This is a genomic window from Kribbella sp. NPDC003505 (genome assembly GCF_040610875.1).
Lineage (GTDB): Bacteria > Actinomycetota > Actinomycetes > Propionibacteriales > Kribbellaceae > Kribbella.
In genome coordinates this window covers 224,711-240,283 of the sequence record NZ_JBEXNA010000011.1, presented here as the reverse complement: position 1 = coordinate 240,283, position 15,573 = coordinate 224,711, and the positions used below count along the sequence as shown (strand labels likewise).

Below are 15,573 nucleotides of genomic sequence, written 5' to 3'. Positions count from 1 at the left end.
CCCTCCCGGACGGCGCGCGGTTCCGGGAAGAGTTGCGGCTGCTGCTGGGGGAATGACGGCTCCGGCGCGTCAGTTGGACTCTGCATGCTCTCCGTGCCGCTGTCAGTCCTGGACCGCTCACGGACGCGGGCCGGGGAGTCCGAGGCGGAGACGCTGCGGGCGACCGTCGATCTCGCTCAGCAGGTGGAAGAGCTTGGTTACCAGCGTTTCTGGGTGTCGGAGCACCACAGCGTGCCAGGAGTGGTCGGCTCCGCGCCGACAGTGCTGGCCGCGGCTGTTGCCGCCCGCACGGATCGGATCCGGGTCGGCACCGGCGGCGTGATGCTGCCGAACCACAATCCGCTCGTCGTGGCGGAGCAGTTCGGCGTCCTGGAGTCGTTGTTCCCGGGCCGGATCGACATGGGGCTCGGGCGCTCGGTCGGCTTCACCAACGGCGTACGGCGGGCGCTCGGTGTCGGCAAGGACGCGGCGGAGGACTTCACCGCGCAGGTGCAGGAGCTCCTCGGGTACCTCGCCGGCACGTCGGACGTCCACGCCCGACCAGGCGAAGGGCTACACATCCCGCCGTTCATCCTGGCCGTCGGCGAGGGCGCCTCCATCGCGGCGGCGCTGGGCCTGCCGTTGGTGCTGGCCGCGCGCCCCGACTCGGCCGCGCTGCTCGAGGACTACCGGAGCACGTTCCGGCCGTCCGCGTGGGCGTCCGAGCCGTACGTGATTCTCGCTGTCACCGCGGCGATCGCCGATTCCACCGAAGCGGCGCGGCAGCTCTTGTTGCCCGAGGCGTGGTCAGCGGCGTACTCGCGGACCCGTGGCGTGTTTCCCCCGCTGCAGCCCGACGTGCCGGAGTCGATGACCGCGCGGGAGCAGGAGTTCTTCGAGAACGCGCTCCGCGGCCAGATCTACGGAACGCCCGCGGAGGTCGACGAAGCGCTCGGCGACCTGGTACGACGGACCGCGGCGGACGAACTGCTGATCACCACGAACACCTTCGACCGTGGCGCGTTGCTGGCGAACTACGCCGCGCTGGCGAAGCTCACCGGCTGATCCGGTCCTCCAACCGCTTCCGCACATCCGGCCACTCGTCGGCCAGGATCGAGAACACCACCGTGTCGCGGAACGAGCCGTCGGCCATCAGCATGTGCCGGCGCAGCACGCCCTCCCGGGTCGCGCCGAGCTTGGCGATCGCCGCCTGGGAGCGGGTGTTCTTCGAGCCGGTCTGGATCTTCACGCGACCGAATCCGCAGACCTCGAAGGCGTGCTCCAGCAGCAGGAGTTTCGTGGCCGGATTGACCGCCGTACCCCAGACGGCCGGCGCGTAGCCGGTGTAGCCGAGGTGGATTCGCTCGTTCACGAGATCGACGTCGGTCAGGCTCGACGTCCCGACGACGGTGCCGTCGGCAACCAGGCGGACGACGTACGCGAACCGCTTGGCCGCGGCCGGGATCCACTTCGCGCGCATCTCGTCCGCGCTCGCCGGCATCGCGGCCGGCCCGCCGCCGAACCCACCGGCGTACACCTGCTCGTTGCCGATCGCGGCATACAGCTCGTCGATGTCGGACTCCTGCATCCGATCGAGCCGCACGATGTCGCCGACCAGCGGCCGTCCGTCCGGAGCAACGGTCATGGTTTCACCAGCAGATGAAGGAGGAGCCAGACGATCGGCGCCGTCGCGAGCAGGGAGTCCAGCCGGTCCATCACGCCGCCGTGACCGGGCAGCAGGTTCGACATGTCCTTGATGCCCAGGTCGCGCTTGATCATCGATTCGCCGAGGTCGCCGACCGTCGCGGTCACCACCGCGACCGCGCCGACGATCGCGCCGGCCCACCAGTCACCGTCCAGCAGGAGGACGACGGACGCGATCCCGGCCCCGATACACGCGAGCGTCGAGCCGGCGAAGCCCTCCCAGGACTTCTTCGGGCTGATCGCCGGCGCCATCGGATGCTTGCCGAACAACACGCCCGCGACGTAGCCACCGACGTCGCTGGCGACCACGACCAGGAAGAACGTCACCACGCGCCCCGGTCCGTCCGCCTCCGGCTGCACCAGCAGGATCGCGAACCCGGCGAGCAGCGGAACGTAGCCGATCAGGAACACCCCGGCACTCACGTCCCGGACGAACCCGACCGATCCACCCGGCATCCGCCAGAAGATCGTCCCGAGCACGGTGATGCCGAGCGCCACGAGCAGCGCCATCGGTCCACCGAAGTACGCCGCCACGAGCATGGCCGCCGTACCGGCGAACAGCGGGACCCGCGGGATCACCGCGCCGCCGGTGCGCAGCGCCTTCATCATCTCGTCGACCGCGACCAGGACGACCATCAGCACGAGAACGACGAACAGGACCTTCTGCCAGTACAGCGATCCGAGGATCAGGGCGCCGAGCCCGACCCCCACCGCGATCGCCGCGGGCAGGTTACGCCCGGCACGGCTCGGGCTGGGGCTCGGCGCAGGCGTGCTCTCGACGCCCATCACACCTCGAGCAGTTCGGCTTCCTTGTGCTTGAGCAGCTCGTCGATGGAGTCGACGTACTTCTTCGTCAACCCGTCGAGCCGCTTCTCAGCACTCTTGCCCTCGTCCTCGCCGGCGTCGCCGTCCTTGACCGTCTTGTGCACCTGGTCCATGGCGTGCCGGCGGATGTTGCGCATCGAGACCTTGGCTTCCTCGGCCTTGGTCTTCGCGACCTTGATGTACTCCTTGCGCCGCTCCTCGGTCAGCTGCGGCATCACCACCCGGATCACCGCGCCGTCGTTGCCCGGGTTCACGCCCAGGTCCGAGTCGCGGATCGCCTTCTCGATCGCCGCCATCGCGCCCTTGTCGTACGGCGAGATCAGCACGGTCCGGGGCTCCGGCACCTGGAAACCGGCCAGCTGCTGCAGCGGGGTCGGGCTGCCGTAGTAGTCGGCCAGGATGCTCGCGAACATCTGCGGGTGCGCCCGGCCGGTGCGGATCGCGGCGAAGTCGTCCTTCGCAACCTCCACGGCCTTGGCCATCTTCTGCTCGGCATCGCGGAGAGCTTCGTCGATCACGACATTCCTCGCTTCCTCAGGCCGCATCGGCGCGGCCGGTCCTACATCGCCTGTGTCCAACGATCCTAGTGGTACGCCGTGCTACGCCCGGTTATTGCCCCCGGGAGACGACAGTACCGATCTTCTCGCCGTGGATCACCCGGGCGATGTTGCCCTCCTCGAGACCGAAGATGACGATCGGCAGCGCGTTGTCGCGGGCCAGGCTGATCGCGGTGGCGTCGGCGACCCGGAGCCCGCGGGCCAGGAAGTCGTCGTACGACAGCTGGTCGAACTTCACCGCGTCCGGATTCTTCTTCGGGTCGGAGTCGTAGACGCCGTCGACACCCTGCTTGCCCATCAGCAGGGCCTCGGCGCCGACCTCCAGCGCCCGCTGGGCGGCGACGGTGTCGGTGGAGAAGTACGGCATGCCGGAGCCGGCGCCGAAGATCACCACGCGGCCCTTCTCCAGGTGCCGCTCGGCCTTGCGCGGGATGTACGGCTCCGCGACCTGGCCCATCGTGATCGCGGTCTGCACCCGGGTCTCGATACCGAGCTTCTCCAGGAAGTCCTGCAGCGCCAGGCAGTTCATCACGGTGCCGAGCATGCCCATGTAGTCGGCGCGGTTGCGCTCCATCCCGCGCTGCTGGAGCTCGGCGCCGCGGAAGAAGTTGCCGCCGCCGACCACCACGGCGACCTGGACGCCGGACCGGGCCACGTCGGCGATCTGCTTGGCGATCGAGTTCACCACGTCGGGATCGACGCCGAGCTTGCCGCCGCCGAACACCTCACCCGAGAGCTTCAGCAGCACCCGGTGATAGGCGGGCGAGAACGGCGAAGAGGCCGGACTCGTCTCGGTACCCAGGGTTTCCGTCACGATTCCGGCCTCCTCGTTCGTTGACTGTGTGCTCAGATCCTTCGCGGGATCAGGCGCCGACCTCGAAGCGGGCGAACCGCTTCACGGTGACACCGGCCTCGTCGAGCACAGCCTTCACGGTCTTCTTGTTCTCCGTGACCGACGGCTGCTCCAGCAGCACGACGTCCTTGAAGAACCCGTTCACCCGGCCCTCGACGATCTTCGGCAGGGCGCCTTCCGGCTTGCCCTCCTCGCGCGCGGTCGCCTCGGCGATGCGCTTCTCGTTCTCGACCGTCTCGGCCGGGACCTCGTCGCGGGTGGTGTACAGCGGGCGCATCGCGGCAGCCTGCATGGCGGCGCCACGAGCGGCCTCGACGTCGTCGCCCTCGAACTCGACGAGCACGCCGACCTGGGCCGGCAGGTCCGCGGCGCGCTTGTGCATGTAGGCCGTGACCTTGCCGTCGAAGACGGCCACCTTGCCGAGCTCCAGCTTCTCGCCGATGACGGCGGCCAGCGCCTCGATGTTCTCGGCGACCGACTTGCCGTCGGTGAGCTTCTCGTTGAGCAGGCCCTCGACGTCCCCGACCTTGCTCGCCGCAGCGTGCGCGACGATGTCGGCGGCGAGCTGCTGGAACTGCTCGTTCTTGGCGACGAAGTCGGTCTCGCAGTTCAGCTGGACCAGCGCGTTCTCCGCCGCGGCCACCAGGCCGTTGGTGGCGGACCGCTCGGCGCCACGCTTCTGGGCCTTGGCCGCGCCCTTGATGCGCAGCTCCTCGATCGCCTTCTCGAAGTCGCCGTCGGTGGCCTCGAGCGCCTTCTTCGCGTCCATCATGCCCGCGCCGGTGGTGTCGCGGAGCTTCTTCACGTCAGCGGCGGTGTAGTTCGCCATTCCTCGTTCTCTCGTCTTGTCTGGTGCGGCTGGGTGGACGGGCTGCCCGCACGGCCCCGCTTCGAGGCCTCGCGGCGTAGCCCGGCGCCGCCCGGCGTGAACCGGGCGGCATGCGGGCTGTCAGGCCTCGTCGGCCTTCGGCGCCTCGGCGGCCGGGGTCTCCTCGGCCTTGGCCTCGGTCACCGCGGCGTCGGTCGCGACCGGCTCGGTCAGCACGTCGGTCGCGGGGGCGGCCTCAGCGGCGTCGGTCGCCGGGGCGGCCTCGGCGGCCTTCGCCTCGGCGGCGCCGTTCTGGCTCTCCAGCAGCTCGCGCTCCCAGGCGGCCAGCGGCTCCTCCTGGCCCAGCTCCTCACCGGCCGCGGCGGCGCCCTGGCCCGAGCGGGCCATCAGGCCGTCGGCGACGGCGTCGGCGACCACGCGGGTCAGCAGGCCGACCGAGCGGATGGCGTCGTCGTTCCCCGGGATCGGGTAGTCGACCTCGTCCGGGTCGCAGTTGGTGTCCAGGATGCCGATGATCGGCAGCTTCAGCTTGCGCGCCTCGTCGACGGCGAGGTGCTCCTTCTTGGTGTCCACGATCCACACGGCGGCCGGAACCCGGGCCATGTCGCGGATACCGCCCAGGGTCTTGAGCAGCTTGTCGTGCTCGCGACGCTTCTGCAGCAGCTCCTTCTTGGTGACACCGGAGGCGGCGACGTCGTCGAAGTCGATGAGCTCGAGCTCCTTGAGGCGCTGGAGCCGCTTGTTCACGGTCTGGAAGTTCGTCAGCATGCCGCCCAGCCAGCGCTGGTTCACGTACGGCATCCCGACCCGGGTCGCCTGCTCGGCGATCGCTTCCTGCGCCTGCTTCTTGGTGCCGACGAACAGGATCGCGCCGCCGGACGCCACGGTGCTGCGGACGAACTCGTACGCGCGGTCGATGTAGGACAGCGACTGCTGCAGGTCGATGATGTAGATGCCGTTGCGCTCGGTGAGGATGTAGCGCTTCATCTTCGGGTTCCAGCGCCGGGTCTGGTGCCCGAAGTGCACGCCGCTCTCGAGCAGCTGCTTCATGGTCACGACGGCCATGAGGTGTCTCCTTATTGCGACCCGGGTCGTCCCGGGTCTACTCGGTTGTCTCGCCGCGGATCGGATGATCCGCAGCTCCTGATGCCCGTCGCGCGACTCCGCCCGGATCACTCCGGGACCGCTGGAACCGACGCACTCGTGCGGGCATGCGTAGTCGCCCCACCTAGGTGTGGCGCCACCGGAAGTGTACGGGACCACGGCCGCCGGACGCGAACCGGCCCCCGTTGTCCACAATTCCGGATCCGGCCGGTCGAATCCGGCCCCGATCACGGCATCTTCCCTGGCATGACCCTCGCCGTCCTGACCCTCGCCGCCCTCCCACCCGCACCCCCTGCGACCTGGCCGTTACAGCCGCGTCCCGAGATCGTCCGCGGCTTCGAGCTACCCCCGAAACCCTGGCTCCCCGGCCACCGCGGCGTCGACCTCGCCGGCCGCATCGGCCAGCCCGTCCTCGCCGCCACCCCCGGTCGCGTCACCTACGCCGGCCCGCTCGCCGGCCGTGGCGTCGTCACGATCACGACCGGCCCCCGCCGTACGACGTACGAACCGGTCGTTCCCGAAGTCATGGTCGGAGCCACCGTCACCACCGGCACCGTCGTCGGCCGCCTGTCCGCCGCGGGCTCGCATTGCCTGCCCCGAGCCTGCCTGCACTGGGGCCTCCTGCAGGGCAAGCGGTACCTGAATCCCCTCACCCTGCTCCCCCGTCGCCCGGTCCGTCTGCTTCCACTCACCGCCCAACCGGCCGACGACGCGGTCGGCAACCCAGCTGACACACCGGCAGGCGAGCCGCCCGCCGGCAGCCCGCGCGCGGCCAAGCTCATCATCGCCGCGACGGCAGCGCTCACGCTGACCGCCGGCCTGCTGATCAGGCGTGAATGAGGCTCATTCGTGCGGCAGGTTCAGCTGCCACGACACCCCGTAGCGGTCGTTCACCCATCCGAACTTCTTGCTGAACCCGTAGTCCCCCAGCGGCATCAGCTCGCCGCCGCCCTCGCTCAGCGCGCCGTACAACCGCTCGAGCTCTGCCTCGTCCCTGCAGTCCACGAACAACGACATCGACGGAGTGAAGGTGAAGCCATGATGCTGATAGCTGTCACTGCACATGAACTCCTGCCCGGCCAGCCGGAAGACGGCAACCATCACGGAGCCCTCGGGCCCCGGCCCCTCGGCGCCGTACTTGACCATCGACACGACCTCGGCATCGTCGAACAGCGACTGGTAGAAGCTCATCGCCTTCTCCGCGCCGCCCTCGAACATGAGGAACGTCTTGATCTGCTGCATCGCCCATCTCCTTCAGTCGCGGCTTATATAAGCCACGACTGTAGCACTGGATCAGCTCCCTGGGACCCGGGCCTGCCAGGCGTCCTCGTCGCGCGAGCGGCGCTCCACGCCGGCCGGCAGCTTGTTCTTGGCGAGATCGACCAGCGTGGTGTTCTCGAGGACGTCCCGCAGACTGGCGCGCGCCGCGATCCAGACGCGCTGCAGGACGACCGCATGCTCGTTGTACGTGACGCTTTCCGGCCGGACGCCGGAGATGCTCACGATCGGGCCGTCGACCGCCCGCATCACGTCGGCGACGGAGATCTCGTTCGGGTCGACGGCCAGCCGCCAGCCGCCCGACTGCCCACGCTGGCTCGACAGCACGCCGGCCCGGCGCAGGTCGGCGAGGATGCCCTGGAGGAACCCGTGCGGAATGCCCTGCGCCCGGCTCAGTTCCTCGGCCGACACCACTGCCGCGTCGCCCGCGACCCATCGCTGGGTGATCTCGATCAGAGCTCGCAACGCATAGTCAGACTTCGCCGAAACCCGCATGTCCCGCAGTCTGCCGCATCCCGGCGCCCCCACGCCGCATCACCCGCGAACATCCCCCGGCCCGAACCGCCCGAGCGCGTGTCCTCAGGCCCGCGGATGGGCCTGCTGGTAGGCCTGCCGAAGGCGATCGGTGGAGACGTGGGTGTAGATCTGCGTGGTCGCGAGCGACGCGTGCCCGAGGAGTTCCTGGACGCTCCGCAGGTCCGCGCCGCCCTCGAGAAGATGCGTGGCCGCGGTATGACGCAGTCCGTGCGGACCGAGATCGGGCGCGTCGACGACAGCGATCCGCTGGTGCACCATCCGCCGTACGGTCCGCTGGTCGATCCGGCCGCCACGCGCCCCGAGAAAGGCCGCCGGCCCACTTCCCTCGCGCGCCAGTTTCGGCCGCGCCTCGGACAGCCACCGCTCGAGCGCCTGCCCGGCCGGCACCCCGTACGGGACCGACCGCTCCTTCCGCCCCTTGCCGAAGACTCGTACGACGCGACGTTCCCGGTCGACGTCATCGACGTCGAGGGCGCACAGTTCGCCGACGCGAATACCCGTTGCGTAAAGCAACTCCATGATCGCGAGATCCCGCAGCCCGACCGGACTGCCGTCGTCCGCCGCGACTCCGGCTGCGTCGAGCACGGCCCGGGTGTCGGCCTCGCCGAGCACCCCAGGAAGAGTCTTGTGCGCCTTGGGGCTCGCCAGCAGCGCTCCCGGATCCGTGTCGATCCGCCCGGTCCGCTGGGCCCACGCCGTCAACACCCTCGCGGCCGTCGCACGGCGAGCCATCGTGCTGCGGGATTTCCCCAGACTTTGCTGTTTGGCCAGCCAGGACCGTAATCCCCGGATGTCCAACTGCCCGAGATCATCGTGACCAAGCCGAATCAAATGTTCGAGTAAATCTGCGACGTCTCCGATGTAGGCTCTCACCGAGTGAGTGCTGAGGTCTCTTTCCGCCGTCAGATGCCTTTCGTAGTCAGCGAGTAACACAGCGAAACCCTCCGGCCAGGAACGGTTTCCGCTGACTTCGTCCGGCGTCATGCCTCGACGATGCGTGAGGTGGCCCGGCATCGCAAGCCACCGCGCGGACGCCGAGGAGAGGAGGTCTGGTCGATAGCCCGACGGTCGACTACTGTTCGGCCCGATTGCCCTAGTAGCAACGGAGGCACCCCTGACCATGGCCCCCTCAGCGAACGGACAGACCGTAGGCCGGCGCCTGCCGGTCGAGTCGGCGTTCACTCGAGTCGAGGATGCGCGGCACCGTCTGCCGCGCCTGTTCGGTCGTCGCGACCTGGTCGTACTCGGCCTGGGCGTGATGATCGGTTCCGGCATCTTCAGTATCAGCGGCGTTCAGGCGGCGAATGTCGCCGGACCGGCAGTGATCCTGTCGTTCGTCATCGCCGCGATCGTCTGTGTGCTGGCCGCGGCCTGTTACGCCGAACTGTCCTCCACGATCCCGGTTTCCGGTAGCGCTTACACGTTCAGCTATGTCACCTTCGGCGAGGCGTGGGCGTGGCTGGTCGGCTGGGCGCTGGTGCTCGAGCTCGTCACCGCGGCGGCGATCGTCGCGCGCGTCTGGTCGGCGTACTTCCTGGCCACCCTCGACGGGTTCGGAGTGACGCTGCCCGAAGGCGTGGCGCAGTTCTTCGGCCCCGAGGCCAAGGTGAACCTGGTCGCCCCGCTGCTGCTGCTGATCCTCACCGCGCTGATCGTGACCGGCACCAAGCTCTCGGCCCGGGTGCTGACCGTCGTCGTGATCGCGAAGGTCGCGGTGATCCTGCTGGTGGTGATCGTCGGTGCCGCGCACATCAACATGGACAACTACCACCCGTTCGTCCCGCCGGCCCGGGCGGCGCCCGCGACCGCGAGCCCGACGTTGCTGGGCTGGATCCTGGACTCCTCGTTCGGTTCGTTCGGCACGATGGGTATCTTCACCGCCGCGAGCACGATCGTGTTCGCCTACATCGGTTTCGACCTGATCGCGACCGCGTCCGAGGACGCCCGCAGCCCGCGCAAGACCGTCCCGCAGGGCATGCTGCTCGGCGTCGGCGCCGTGACGATCCTCTACATCGCGATGGCCGTCGTCCTGGTCGGCATGCGCCCGTACGGCAAGCTCGGCGGTGGCGCACCCGTCTCCGAAGCCCTGGCCGCGGTCGGGGTCGGATGGGCCGCGAAGGTGGTCAACCTGGGCGCCTTGCTCGCGTTGATGACCGTCATCATGGTGGTCCTCATCGCGCAGAGCCGGGTCCTGTTCAACATGGGCCGCGACGGCCTGCTTCCGAAGAGCCTCGGCCGGGTCAGCCGGGTCTACTCCTCCCCCGCCCGCGCCGCAACGGCTGCCGGCATCGCCGCGCTGGCCCTCACGCTCTACCCGAAGGTCCTGGAGCTCGAAGAACTGCTGGTCATCGGAGCCCTGTTCTGCTTCGCGTTCTGCGCCATCGGCGTCCTCACCCTGCGCCGGTCCGAGCCCAACCTGGAGCGCGGCTTCCGGGTGCCGATGGTCCCGCTGATCCCGCTCCTGTCGCTGGCCGCCACGCTCTGGCTGATGCTCAACCTGAAGACGAGCACCTGGACCAAGTTCGGCGTCTGGATGGTCATCGGCATCGCGATCTACGGCCTCTACGGCCGCTGGCACAGCCGCCTCGCCAACGAGGACAGCTGGGACTTCGACCTCGGCGACACAGACCCCGGCACCGGCGGCTTCCAAGCCATCCGCGACCACGACCGCCCCACCGAACTCCGAGCCATCCGCACCCCACCCGAAACACCCCAAAAACCCTCCCGCGGCAAACACATGCGCAACTAGGTCGTCTCTGGTAACTCAGCGCCGCAGCGAGGAGGTGCTCGGTGCGGTGCATCGGCGTGCGGCGGCGAGGTGCCGTGCCGAGTGCGCCGCAGTAGGCGATGGATTGCCAGACAGGGCCTAACCATCCATCCCCCACCGCCACGCATCCGCAGACAGTCGGGCCGACGCACCCACCGGTGACCGCGTTGGCCGTGCGCGCAGCCACGACGCAATCCCGGCCAGACCAGGCCACCGACCAACCTGCCACGCCAGAAGCGCCCGGCGGCCAGAGACGAACCGCCAATCCTCACGCGCACCTCGAACACACCGTCACAGGCGCCGAGCGTGACGCTCGCCCCGCACCTCGGTGCCGCACCGAGCCCTTCCCCTAGCCAGGCCCCGCCTAGCCACACCCTTCAGCTCGCCACGGCCTGCCCGGCCAACGCCCCGCCCGGCTTAGCCACCACCTCGCCCGACACCCATTACCTGGCCACGCCCGGCCCGCCCACCTCCCCGGCCTCTACCTTTCGCCTCCCCCACACCCTTCACCTGGCCACACCCCGCCCGGCCACCACCCCGCCCGGGCCCAGCCGCCGCCTCCCCACACCGTCACCTGGCCACGGCCCGCCCGGCTACCGCCCCGCCCCCACCTTTCACCTCCCCCGCACCCTTCACCTGGCCACCCCGCCCGGCCACCACCCCACCCGGGCCCAGCCACCGCCTCACCCCCACACCGTCACCTGGCCACGGCCCGCCCGGCCACCCCCACACCGCCCGGCCACCACCGCCCCGCCCGGCCACCACCCCGCTTCGCCTGGTCACGGTCGGCCGGGCCGCCCGGTAGGTGCGGATGTTGGACTGCTCGCCCCGGCCGTCGACGTGCACCGCCGTCTCGCGGGCTGCTCACTAAGCCCGAATGCACCGCCCAGGTCCTGGGAAAGGCGCTCGCCACCCAGCTACTGGGAAGGACGCCCAGCGGTCAGGGTTTGGGAATGGCGCGCAGGGCGATCTCCACCGTGGCGTACAGGCTTGCACGGTCAGCCCCGGCGGCGGCGTGGACCGCGTTTCCCTCGCTCACGGTCATCACGTAGCGCGCGAGGTCGACCGGGTCTGTGTCGGCGGGCAGGTCGCCTTCGTCGACCGCGCGGGCCAGGCGCTCGGCCAGCTGCCGCTCGCCGGCCATGCGGCTCGCGGCCAGGAACTGCGCCACCTGACCGTTGTCGCTCCCGCCGGCCAGGCCGCCCTGGATCGACAGACACCCGGCGGGCCGGCCGGGCTGTGTCAGTGCGTCCGCGTTCGCCTTCAAGAACCTTTCGACGGTCGCGTACGCGGTCGGCTCCGCGAGCGCCTCCCGGGCGTACGCCATGTCGTGCTCCGCGTAGCGCGCAACGGCCCGGCGGAACAGCTCCTCCTTGTTGCCGTAGGCCGCGTACATGCTCGGGCGGTTGATCCCCATCGCGTCGGTCAGATCGGCCAGCGATGCGCCCTCGTAGCCGTGCTCCCAGAACACCTCGATGGCCCGGTCGAGCGCCGCGTCCGCGTCGAAGGCCCGTGGCCGTCCTCGCGTCTTCACCGTCACACCACTGATTCTAACCGTTCGGTACAGAAATATCCCGGAAGGTGCTAGTGTTCCTTTCCATACCAAGCGGTACATAATTGGAGGATCGCCATGAAACACGTAGGGCTCTGGAGCATGCGGTTCCGGGGCCACCCGGCGCTGCCCGATCTCGAGGCCGCCGGCTGGGACACCTTCTGGATTCCGGGTCTCGACGGCACGGGCGCCCTGGACGACGTCGAGCACCTGCTCGAGGCCGCGCCGCACAGCACGGTCGTCACCGGCGTCCTGAACATCTGGGGGCAGTCACCGCGAGAGCTGTCGAACAGGGTCGCCGAACTCGATGCCTCCCGGCTGCTGGTTGGACTGGGCGTCGGCAACGCGGCCGGCGCTGCCGCGCGTGGCCAGGACTACGGCAACCCCATCACGTCGTTGAGTCGCTACCTCGATCAGCTCGACATCCCCGCTGACCGCCTGCTGCTCGGCGCGCTCGGGCCCAAGATGATCGATCTGGCGGTCGCCCGCACCGCCGGCTGGCACCCGTTCCTGGTCACGCCCACCTATGTGGCCCGCGAACGTGCTCGCGTCGGCAAGGGCCCGCTGATCGCACCGCACCAGGCCGTGGTGCTCGAAACCGATCCGGACAAGGCGCGGGCGACCGCCCGCGCGGAGATCGGGATGTTCATCGGGTTCCCGGCGTACCGCAACAACCTGCGTCGCCTGGGCTTCACCGACCAGGACCTGGTCCCCGGCGGCAGCGACCGGCTGATCGACGCTCTGGTCGCGCACGGCGGCGTCGCCGAGATCCGCGACCGCGTCCGCGCACACGTCGAGGCCGGCGCCGACCACGTGGCTCTGCACGTCCTGGGGTCCGATTCCTTCCTTCCCACCCACCTTTCCGAACTCACCAAGGAGAACTTCTGATGGGACAGCTCGACGGCAAGACCGCCCTCGTCACCGGCGCCACCTCCGGCATCGGTCTCGCATCCGCCCGTTTGCTGGCCACCGAGGGCGCGCACGTCTTCGTGACCGGCCGACGGAAGGAGGCCCTGGACGCCGTGGCCTCCGACAGCATCACCCCGATCCAGGCCGACGTGTCCAACCTCGACGACCTAGACAGCGTCTACGCCGCGATCTCTGCCCGCGGCCAGGGCCTGGACATCCTCTTCGCCAACGCCGGCGGCGGCGAGTTCTCGGCCCTGCCCGATGTCACCTGGGACCACTATGCAACGACCTTCAACACCAACGTGGGCGGCACGATCTTTACCGTGCAGAAGAGCTTGCCGCTGCTCAACCCCGGTGCGTCGGTGATCCTGACCAGCTCCAACATCGACATCAAGGCCGCGCCCGCCTTCAGCATCTACGCCGCCACCAAGGCCGCCATCCGCTCGTTCACCCGCAGTTGGGCGGCCGAACTGGTCGAGCACGGCATCCGCGTCAACGCCATCGCACCCGGCCCGATCAACACGCCTGGCCTCTCGGGCCTGGCCGCCAGTCCCGAGGACGCCGCCCAACTCCTGAAGGGGCTCGCGTCAGGCGTCCCGATGAACCGCCTGGGCGCCCCCGAGGAGATCGCCACCACGGTGCTCTTCCTGGCCACGCCGGCCAGCGCCTACATGACCGGCGCCGAGATCTACGTCGACGGCGGCGCCAGCCAGGTCTGACCCTGACGACAGCCCTGCCGCCCGGAACGCCCGCCGTGAGCTCTTGCGGAACAACCGCCGGCGGCGAACCGCGTACGCAACAGCTGCCAACTGCGAAGCCACTGCGTGGACGTCAGCTGGTGACGGGCCACCGCCGCCGACGACGAACCCGCTGCGGGGGCGTCAGTTGGCGGCGGGCCGCCGCCATCGGCGCCGCGACGCCGGCCGGCAACTCGTCCGGATAAGTCACCCCGGTGAAGATCACCAGGCCAGGAGCACGGGCGCAGGCCGGCCGGGAACGTTCCACCGCCACGACGTGGCTGGTCGGCGGGAGGATGTCGATCACTCACACTTCAGCTTCGGGTTTCAGCATTCGAGGGCCGCGCGCTCGCAGCCGAGGCTTTCGGTCGTCGGGTGAACGACGGGGGAACGCGGCGAACACCTCGAAGAACCTCGTATTCGGCCAGAGGCAGTCTGCTGTTGGCCAGCGGTCGGCGGTTGGCTTGGGAGGTCATCGGCTGCCGTCACCGTAGGAGGGCCAGTCAGGTCCGCTGCTGGCCGAGTTGACCAAGAACTCACATTGAACGATTTGTCACCAAGGAGAGAGCATGTCGAACGCAGTTGTGTTGACTGACTTCGGGACGCCCGAGGTATTGCGCTGGCAGGAGGTCGCGCCGCCTGAGCCAGGTCCGGGGCAGGTACGCCTCAAGGTGGCTGCGGCCGGTGTCGGTCCCACCGACCTGGCGATCCGCTCCGGTCATCTGCGGGCATTCGGAGCGGCGCCGGGCGGCGTACTTGGCTTCGAGGCGGCGGGCACCGTGGACAAGGTCGGGCCGGGCGTCACCGGGGTCTCGGTGGGCGACGAGCTTGCCGTGCAGCTGCTGAACCTGGGTGGCTATGCCGAGTTGGCGATCGCCGAGATCTGGACCGCCAAGCCGGCGGGCGTGTCATGGGAAGACGCCGCCGCGTTGCCCGCGTCGGCCGAGGCGGCTGTCCGGGTACTCGACGACGTCCGGCTGGAACGGGGGCAGACGCTGCTGCTGTTCGGCGGCGGTGGCTCCGTCGGAATCATCGCGACCCAGTTGGCGGTGGCCCGGGGCGCTCGGGTGCTCAGCGTGGTCCGCGGCCACGACGAGCGACTGGTCGGCGAACTGGGCGCCGAGCCGGTGAAGCCCGGCGACACGGTCCGGGCCGACGCGGCGATCGATGCGGCCGGAACGGGGGTGCTTGGACAGGCTCTGGCCGCGGTCGGCGATCCCGGGCGGGTGGTCAGTCTCTCCGATCCGCGGGCGGCCGATTTCGGCGTACGACTGTCCGGTCCGCGTCCGGAAGCGGCGACGGCAGCGCTCGCCGAGACCATGCAGATGCTCGCCGCCGGACGGCTACGGCTTCGGGCACAACGGACGTTGCCGCTACGCGAAGCCGCCGAGGCCCATCGTCAACTCGAGGCCGGCACGCGGGAGAAGCTGATCCTCATCCCGTGAGATCGGCTCCTTGTCGGGGCAGAGAAGCCTGACACGAAGGCGCAGAGCGCAGCTACAAACCGGGGTCGGATCCTCGAGGCCGACCACGGCCAGCAGGGTGAAACGGGCACTTCCGACTTGTACATGCACTTGCGGTTATATAGCTGCAGAAGTATGTTGCATGCGTGGGCGCACCTTTTGAGGTTCTGGCTGAGCCGCGGCGGCGGCAGATTCTGGAGTTGCTGCGGCGGCGGCCGCACCTGGTCGGGGAGTTGACCGATGAGCTCGGGCTCAGCCAGCCCGGGGTGTCGAAGCATCTGCGGGCGCTCCGTGAGGCCGGGCTGGTGGACGTCCGGGTCGACGCGCAGCGGCGGTGGTACGAGCTGAGGCTCGGGCCGTTGCGCGAGCTCGACGCCTGGCTGCATCCGTACCGGCTGCTGTGGGATCGCGCACTGGACGACCTCGAAGACCACCTGGACACGATGCCGGACACCGGTCCGGCGGAAACGGAAGGCTGA

The 15,573-nt window shown here is 69.5% G+C and carries 18 protein-coding genes; 7 read left to right on the top strand and 11 right to left on the bottom strand.

Annotated features, from left to right (window positions below; translation table 11 throughout):
* Nucleotides 1-84 precede the first annotated feature (84 nt).
* Nucleotides 85-1,044 (top strand): LLM class flavin-dependent oxidoreductase, encoded by a 960-nt coding sequence (locus tag ABZX12_RS32610; protein WP_355699289.1) that lies wholly within the window; start codon nt 85-87, stop codon nt 1,042-1,044.
* On the opposite strand, the gene ABZX12_RS32605 is transcribed toward ABZX12_RS32610, so the two are convergent.
* The 6 genes from ABZX12_RS32605 to rpsB form a co-directional block, all read right to left on the bottom strand.
* Nucleotides 1,034-1,624, bottom strand: a complete 591-nt coding sequence (locus ABZX12_RS32605; RefSeq protein ID WP_355699288.1) for a GNAT family protein — start codon at nt 1,622-1,624, stop codon at nt 1,034-1,036. The genes ABZX12_RS32610 and ABZX12_RS32605 overlap by 11 nt on opposite strands.
* A complete protein-coding gene (locus ABZX12_RS32600) occupies nt 1,621-2,469 on the bottom strand; it encodes a phosphatidate cytidylyltransferase (RefSeq protein WP_355699287.1) in 849 nt (282 codons plus the stop codon). The genes ABZX12_RS32605 and ABZX12_RS32600 overlap by 4 nt, the downstream gene beginning before the upstream one ends.
* Nucleotides 2,469-3,023 carry a ribosome recycling factor gene (gene frr, locus ABZX12_RS32595; RefSeq protein ID WP_355699360.1) on the bottom strand — a complete coding sequence of 185 codons (555 nt, stop codon included), beginning with the start codon at nt 3,021-3,023 and terminating at the stop codon, nt 2,469-2,471. Before frr ends, ABZX12_RS32600 begins: the two co-directional genes overlap by 1 nt.
* 94 nt (nt 3,024-3,117) lie before the next feature.
* The gene (gene pyrH / locus ABZX12_RS32590) at nt 3,118-3,879 is read right to left on the bottom strand and encodes a UMP kinase (protein ID WP_355699286.1); all 762 of its coding nucleotides are present in this window, start codon (nt 3,877-3,879) and stop codon (nt 3,118-3,120) included.
* 49 nt (nt 3,880-3,928) lie between these two features.
* Complete coding sequence (gene tsf, locus ABZX12_RS32585; RefSeq protein WP_355483623.1) at nt 3,929-4,747, bottom strand: translation elongation factor Ts; 819 nt, start codon at nt 4,745-4,747, stop codon at nt 3,929-3,931.
* Between the two features lie 120 nt (nt 4,748-4,867).
* Entirely contained in the window at nt 4,868-5,812 is a 945-nt protein-coding gene (gene rpsB, locus ABZX12_RS32580; protein WP_355699285.1) for a 30S ribosomal protein S2, read from the bottom strand.
* Between the two features lie 285 nt (nt 5,813-6,097).
* Between rpsB and ABZX12_RS32575 the strand changes: the two genes are divergently transcribed.
* Nucleotides 6,098-6,691 carry a M23 family metallopeptidase gene (locus tag ABZX12_RS32575; protein WP_355699284.1) on the top strand — a complete coding sequence of 198 codons (594 nt, stop codon included), beginning with the start codon at nt 6,098-6,100 and terminating at the stop codon, nt 6,689-6,691.
* Nucleotides 6,692-6,694: 3 nt separating this feature from the next.
* Here ABZX12_RS32575 and ABZX12_RS32570 read toward each other — a convergent pair whose 3' ends face one another.
* From ABZX12_RS32570 to ABZX12_RS32560, 3 genes are all read right to left on the bottom strand, one after another.
* A complete protein-coding gene (locus tag ABZX12_RS32570) occupies nt 6,695-7,093 on the bottom strand; it encodes a VOC family protein (RefSeq protein WP_355699283.1) in 399 nt (132 codons plus the stop codon).
* A gap of 51 nt (nt 7,094-7,144) precedes the next feature.
* A complete protein-coding gene (locus ABZX12_RS32565; protein ID WP_355699282.1) occupies nt 7,145-7,624 on the bottom strand; it encodes an Rrf2 family transcriptional regulator in 480 nt (159 codons plus the stop codon).
* Nucleotides 7,625-7,708: 84 nt separating this feature from the next.
* Nucleotides 7,709-8,650 (bottom strand): tyrosine recombinase XerC, encoded by a 942-nt coding sequence (locus ABZX12_RS32560; RefSeq protein ID WP_355699281.1) that lies wholly within the window; start codon nt 8,648-8,650, stop codon nt 7,709-7,711.
* A gap of 136 nt (nt 8,651-8,786) precedes the next feature.
* Between ABZX12_RS32560 and ABZX12_RS32555 the strand changes: the two genes are divergently transcribed.
* Nucleotides 8,787-10,415, top strand: coding sequence for an amino acid permease (locus ABZX12_RS32555; protein ID WP_355699280.1), 1,629 nt, complete (start codon nt 8,787-8,789; stop codon nt 10,413-10,415).
* A 958-nt stretch (nt 10,416-11,373) separates the two neighbouring features.
* Here ABZX12_RS32555 and ABZX12_RS32550 read toward each other — a convergent pair.
* Nucleotides 11,374-11,973, bottom strand: coding sequence for a TetR/AcrR family transcriptional regulator (locus tag ABZX12_RS32550; RefSeq protein WP_355699279.1), 600 nt, complete (start codon nt 11,971-11,973; stop codon nt 11,374-11,376).
* 90 nt (nt 11,974-12,063) lie between these two features.
* Between ABZX12_RS32550 and ABZX12_RS32545 the strand changes: the two genes are divergently transcribed.
* A complete protein-coding gene (locus tag ABZX12_RS32545; RefSeq protein WP_355699278.1) occupies nt 12,064-12,873 on the top strand; it encodes a TIGR03620 family F420-dependent LLM class oxidoreductase in 810 nt (269 codons plus the stop codon).
* A complete protein-coding gene (locus ABZX12_RS32540) occupies nt 12,873-13,613 on the top strand; it encodes an SDR family oxidoreductase (RefSeq protein WP_355699277.1) in 741 nt (246 codons plus the stop codon). The genes ABZX12_RS32545 and ABZX12_RS32540 overlap by 1 nt, the downstream gene beginning before the upstream one ends.
* 112 nt (nt 13,614-13,725) lie before the next feature.
* On the opposite strand, the gene ABZX12_RS32535 is transcribed toward ABZX12_RS32540, so the two are convergent.
* A complete protein-coding gene (locus ABZX12_RS32535) occupies nt 13,726-13,938 on the bottom strand; it encodes a hypothetical protein (RefSeq protein WP_355699276.1) in 213 nt (70 codons plus the stop codon).
* A 262-nt stretch (nt 13,939-14,200) separates the two neighbouring features.
* On the opposite strand from ABZX12_RS32535, the gene ABZX12_RS32530 reads away from it, so the two are divergent.
* Both ABZX12_RS32530 and ABZX12_RS32525 read left to right on the top strand, forming a co-directional pair.
* Nucleotides 14,201-15,076 (top strand): NADP-dependent oxidoreductase, encoded by an 876-nt coding sequence (locus ABZX12_RS32530; protein WP_355699275.1) that lies wholly within the window; start codon nt 14,201-14,203, stop codon nt 15,074-15,076.
* A 164-nt stretch (nt 15,077-15,240) separates the two neighbouring features.
* Nucleotides 15,241-15,573, top strand: coding sequence for a metalloregulator ArsR/SmtB family transcription factor (locus ABZX12_RS32525; RefSeq protein WP_355699274.1), 333 nt, complete (start codon nt 15,241-15,243; stop codon nt 15,571-15,573).

What these genes read in the sequence shown, in the direction of transcription:
- ABZX12_RS32540 (WP_355699277.1), top strand. Translation starts at nt 12,873, where the DNA reads ATGGGACAGCTCGACGGCAAGACCGCCCTCGTCACCGGCGCCACCTCC.
- ABZX12_RS32605 (WP_355699288.1), bottom strand. Translation starts at nt 1,624, where the DNA reads ATGACCGTTGCTCCGGACGGACGGCCGCTGGTCGGCGACATCGTGCGG.
- ABZX12_RS32545 (WP_355699278.1), top strand. Translation starts at nt 12,064, where the DNA reads ATGAAACACGTAGGGCTCTGGAGCATGCGGTTCCGGGGCCACCCGGCG.
- ABZX12_RS32530 (WP_355699275.1), top strand. Translation starts at nt 14,201, where the DNA reads ATGTCGAACGCAGTTGTGTTGACTGACTTCGGGACGCCCGAGGTATTG.
- ABZX12_RS32610 (WP_355699289.1), top strand. Translation starts at nt 85, where the DNA reads ATGCTCTCCGTGCCGCTGTCAGTCCTGGACCGCTCACGGACGCGGGCC.
- ABZX12_RS32560 (WP_355699281.1), bottom strand. Translation starts at nt 8,650, where the DNA reads ATGACGCCGGACGAAGTCAGCGGAAACCGTTCCTGGCCGGAGGGTTTC.
- rpsB (WP_355699285.1), bottom strand. Translation starts at nt 5,812, where the DNA reads ATGGCCGTCGTGACCATGAAGCAGCTGCTCGAGAGCGGCGTGCACTTC.
- ABZX12_RS32570 (WP_355699283.1), bottom strand. Translation starts at nt 7,093, where the DNA reads ATGCAGCAGATCAAGACGTTCCTCATGTTCGAGGGCGGCGCGGAGAAG.
- ABZX12_RS32575 (WP_355699284.1), top strand. Translation starts at nt 6,098, where the DNA reads ATGACCCTCGCCGTCCTGACCCTCGCCGCCCTCCCACCCGCACCCCCT.
- ABZX12_RS32555 (WP_355699280.1), top strand. Translation starts at nt 8,787, where the DNA reads ATGGCCCCCTCAGCGAACGGACAGACCGTAGGCCGGCGCCTGCCGGTC.
- tsf (WP_355483623.1), bottom strand. Translation starts at nt 4,747, where the DNA reads ATGGCGAACTACACCGCCGCTGACGTGAAGAAGCTCCGCGACACCACC.
- ABZX12_RS32600 (WP_355699287.1), bottom strand. Translation starts at nt 2,469, where the DNA reads ATGGGCGTCGAGAGCACGCCTGCGCCGAGCCCCAGCCCGAGCCGTGCC.
- ABZX12_RS32565 (WP_355699282.1), bottom strand. Translation starts at nt 7,624, where the DNA reads ATGCGGGTTTCGGCGAAGTCTGACTATGCGTTGCGAGCTCTGATCGAG.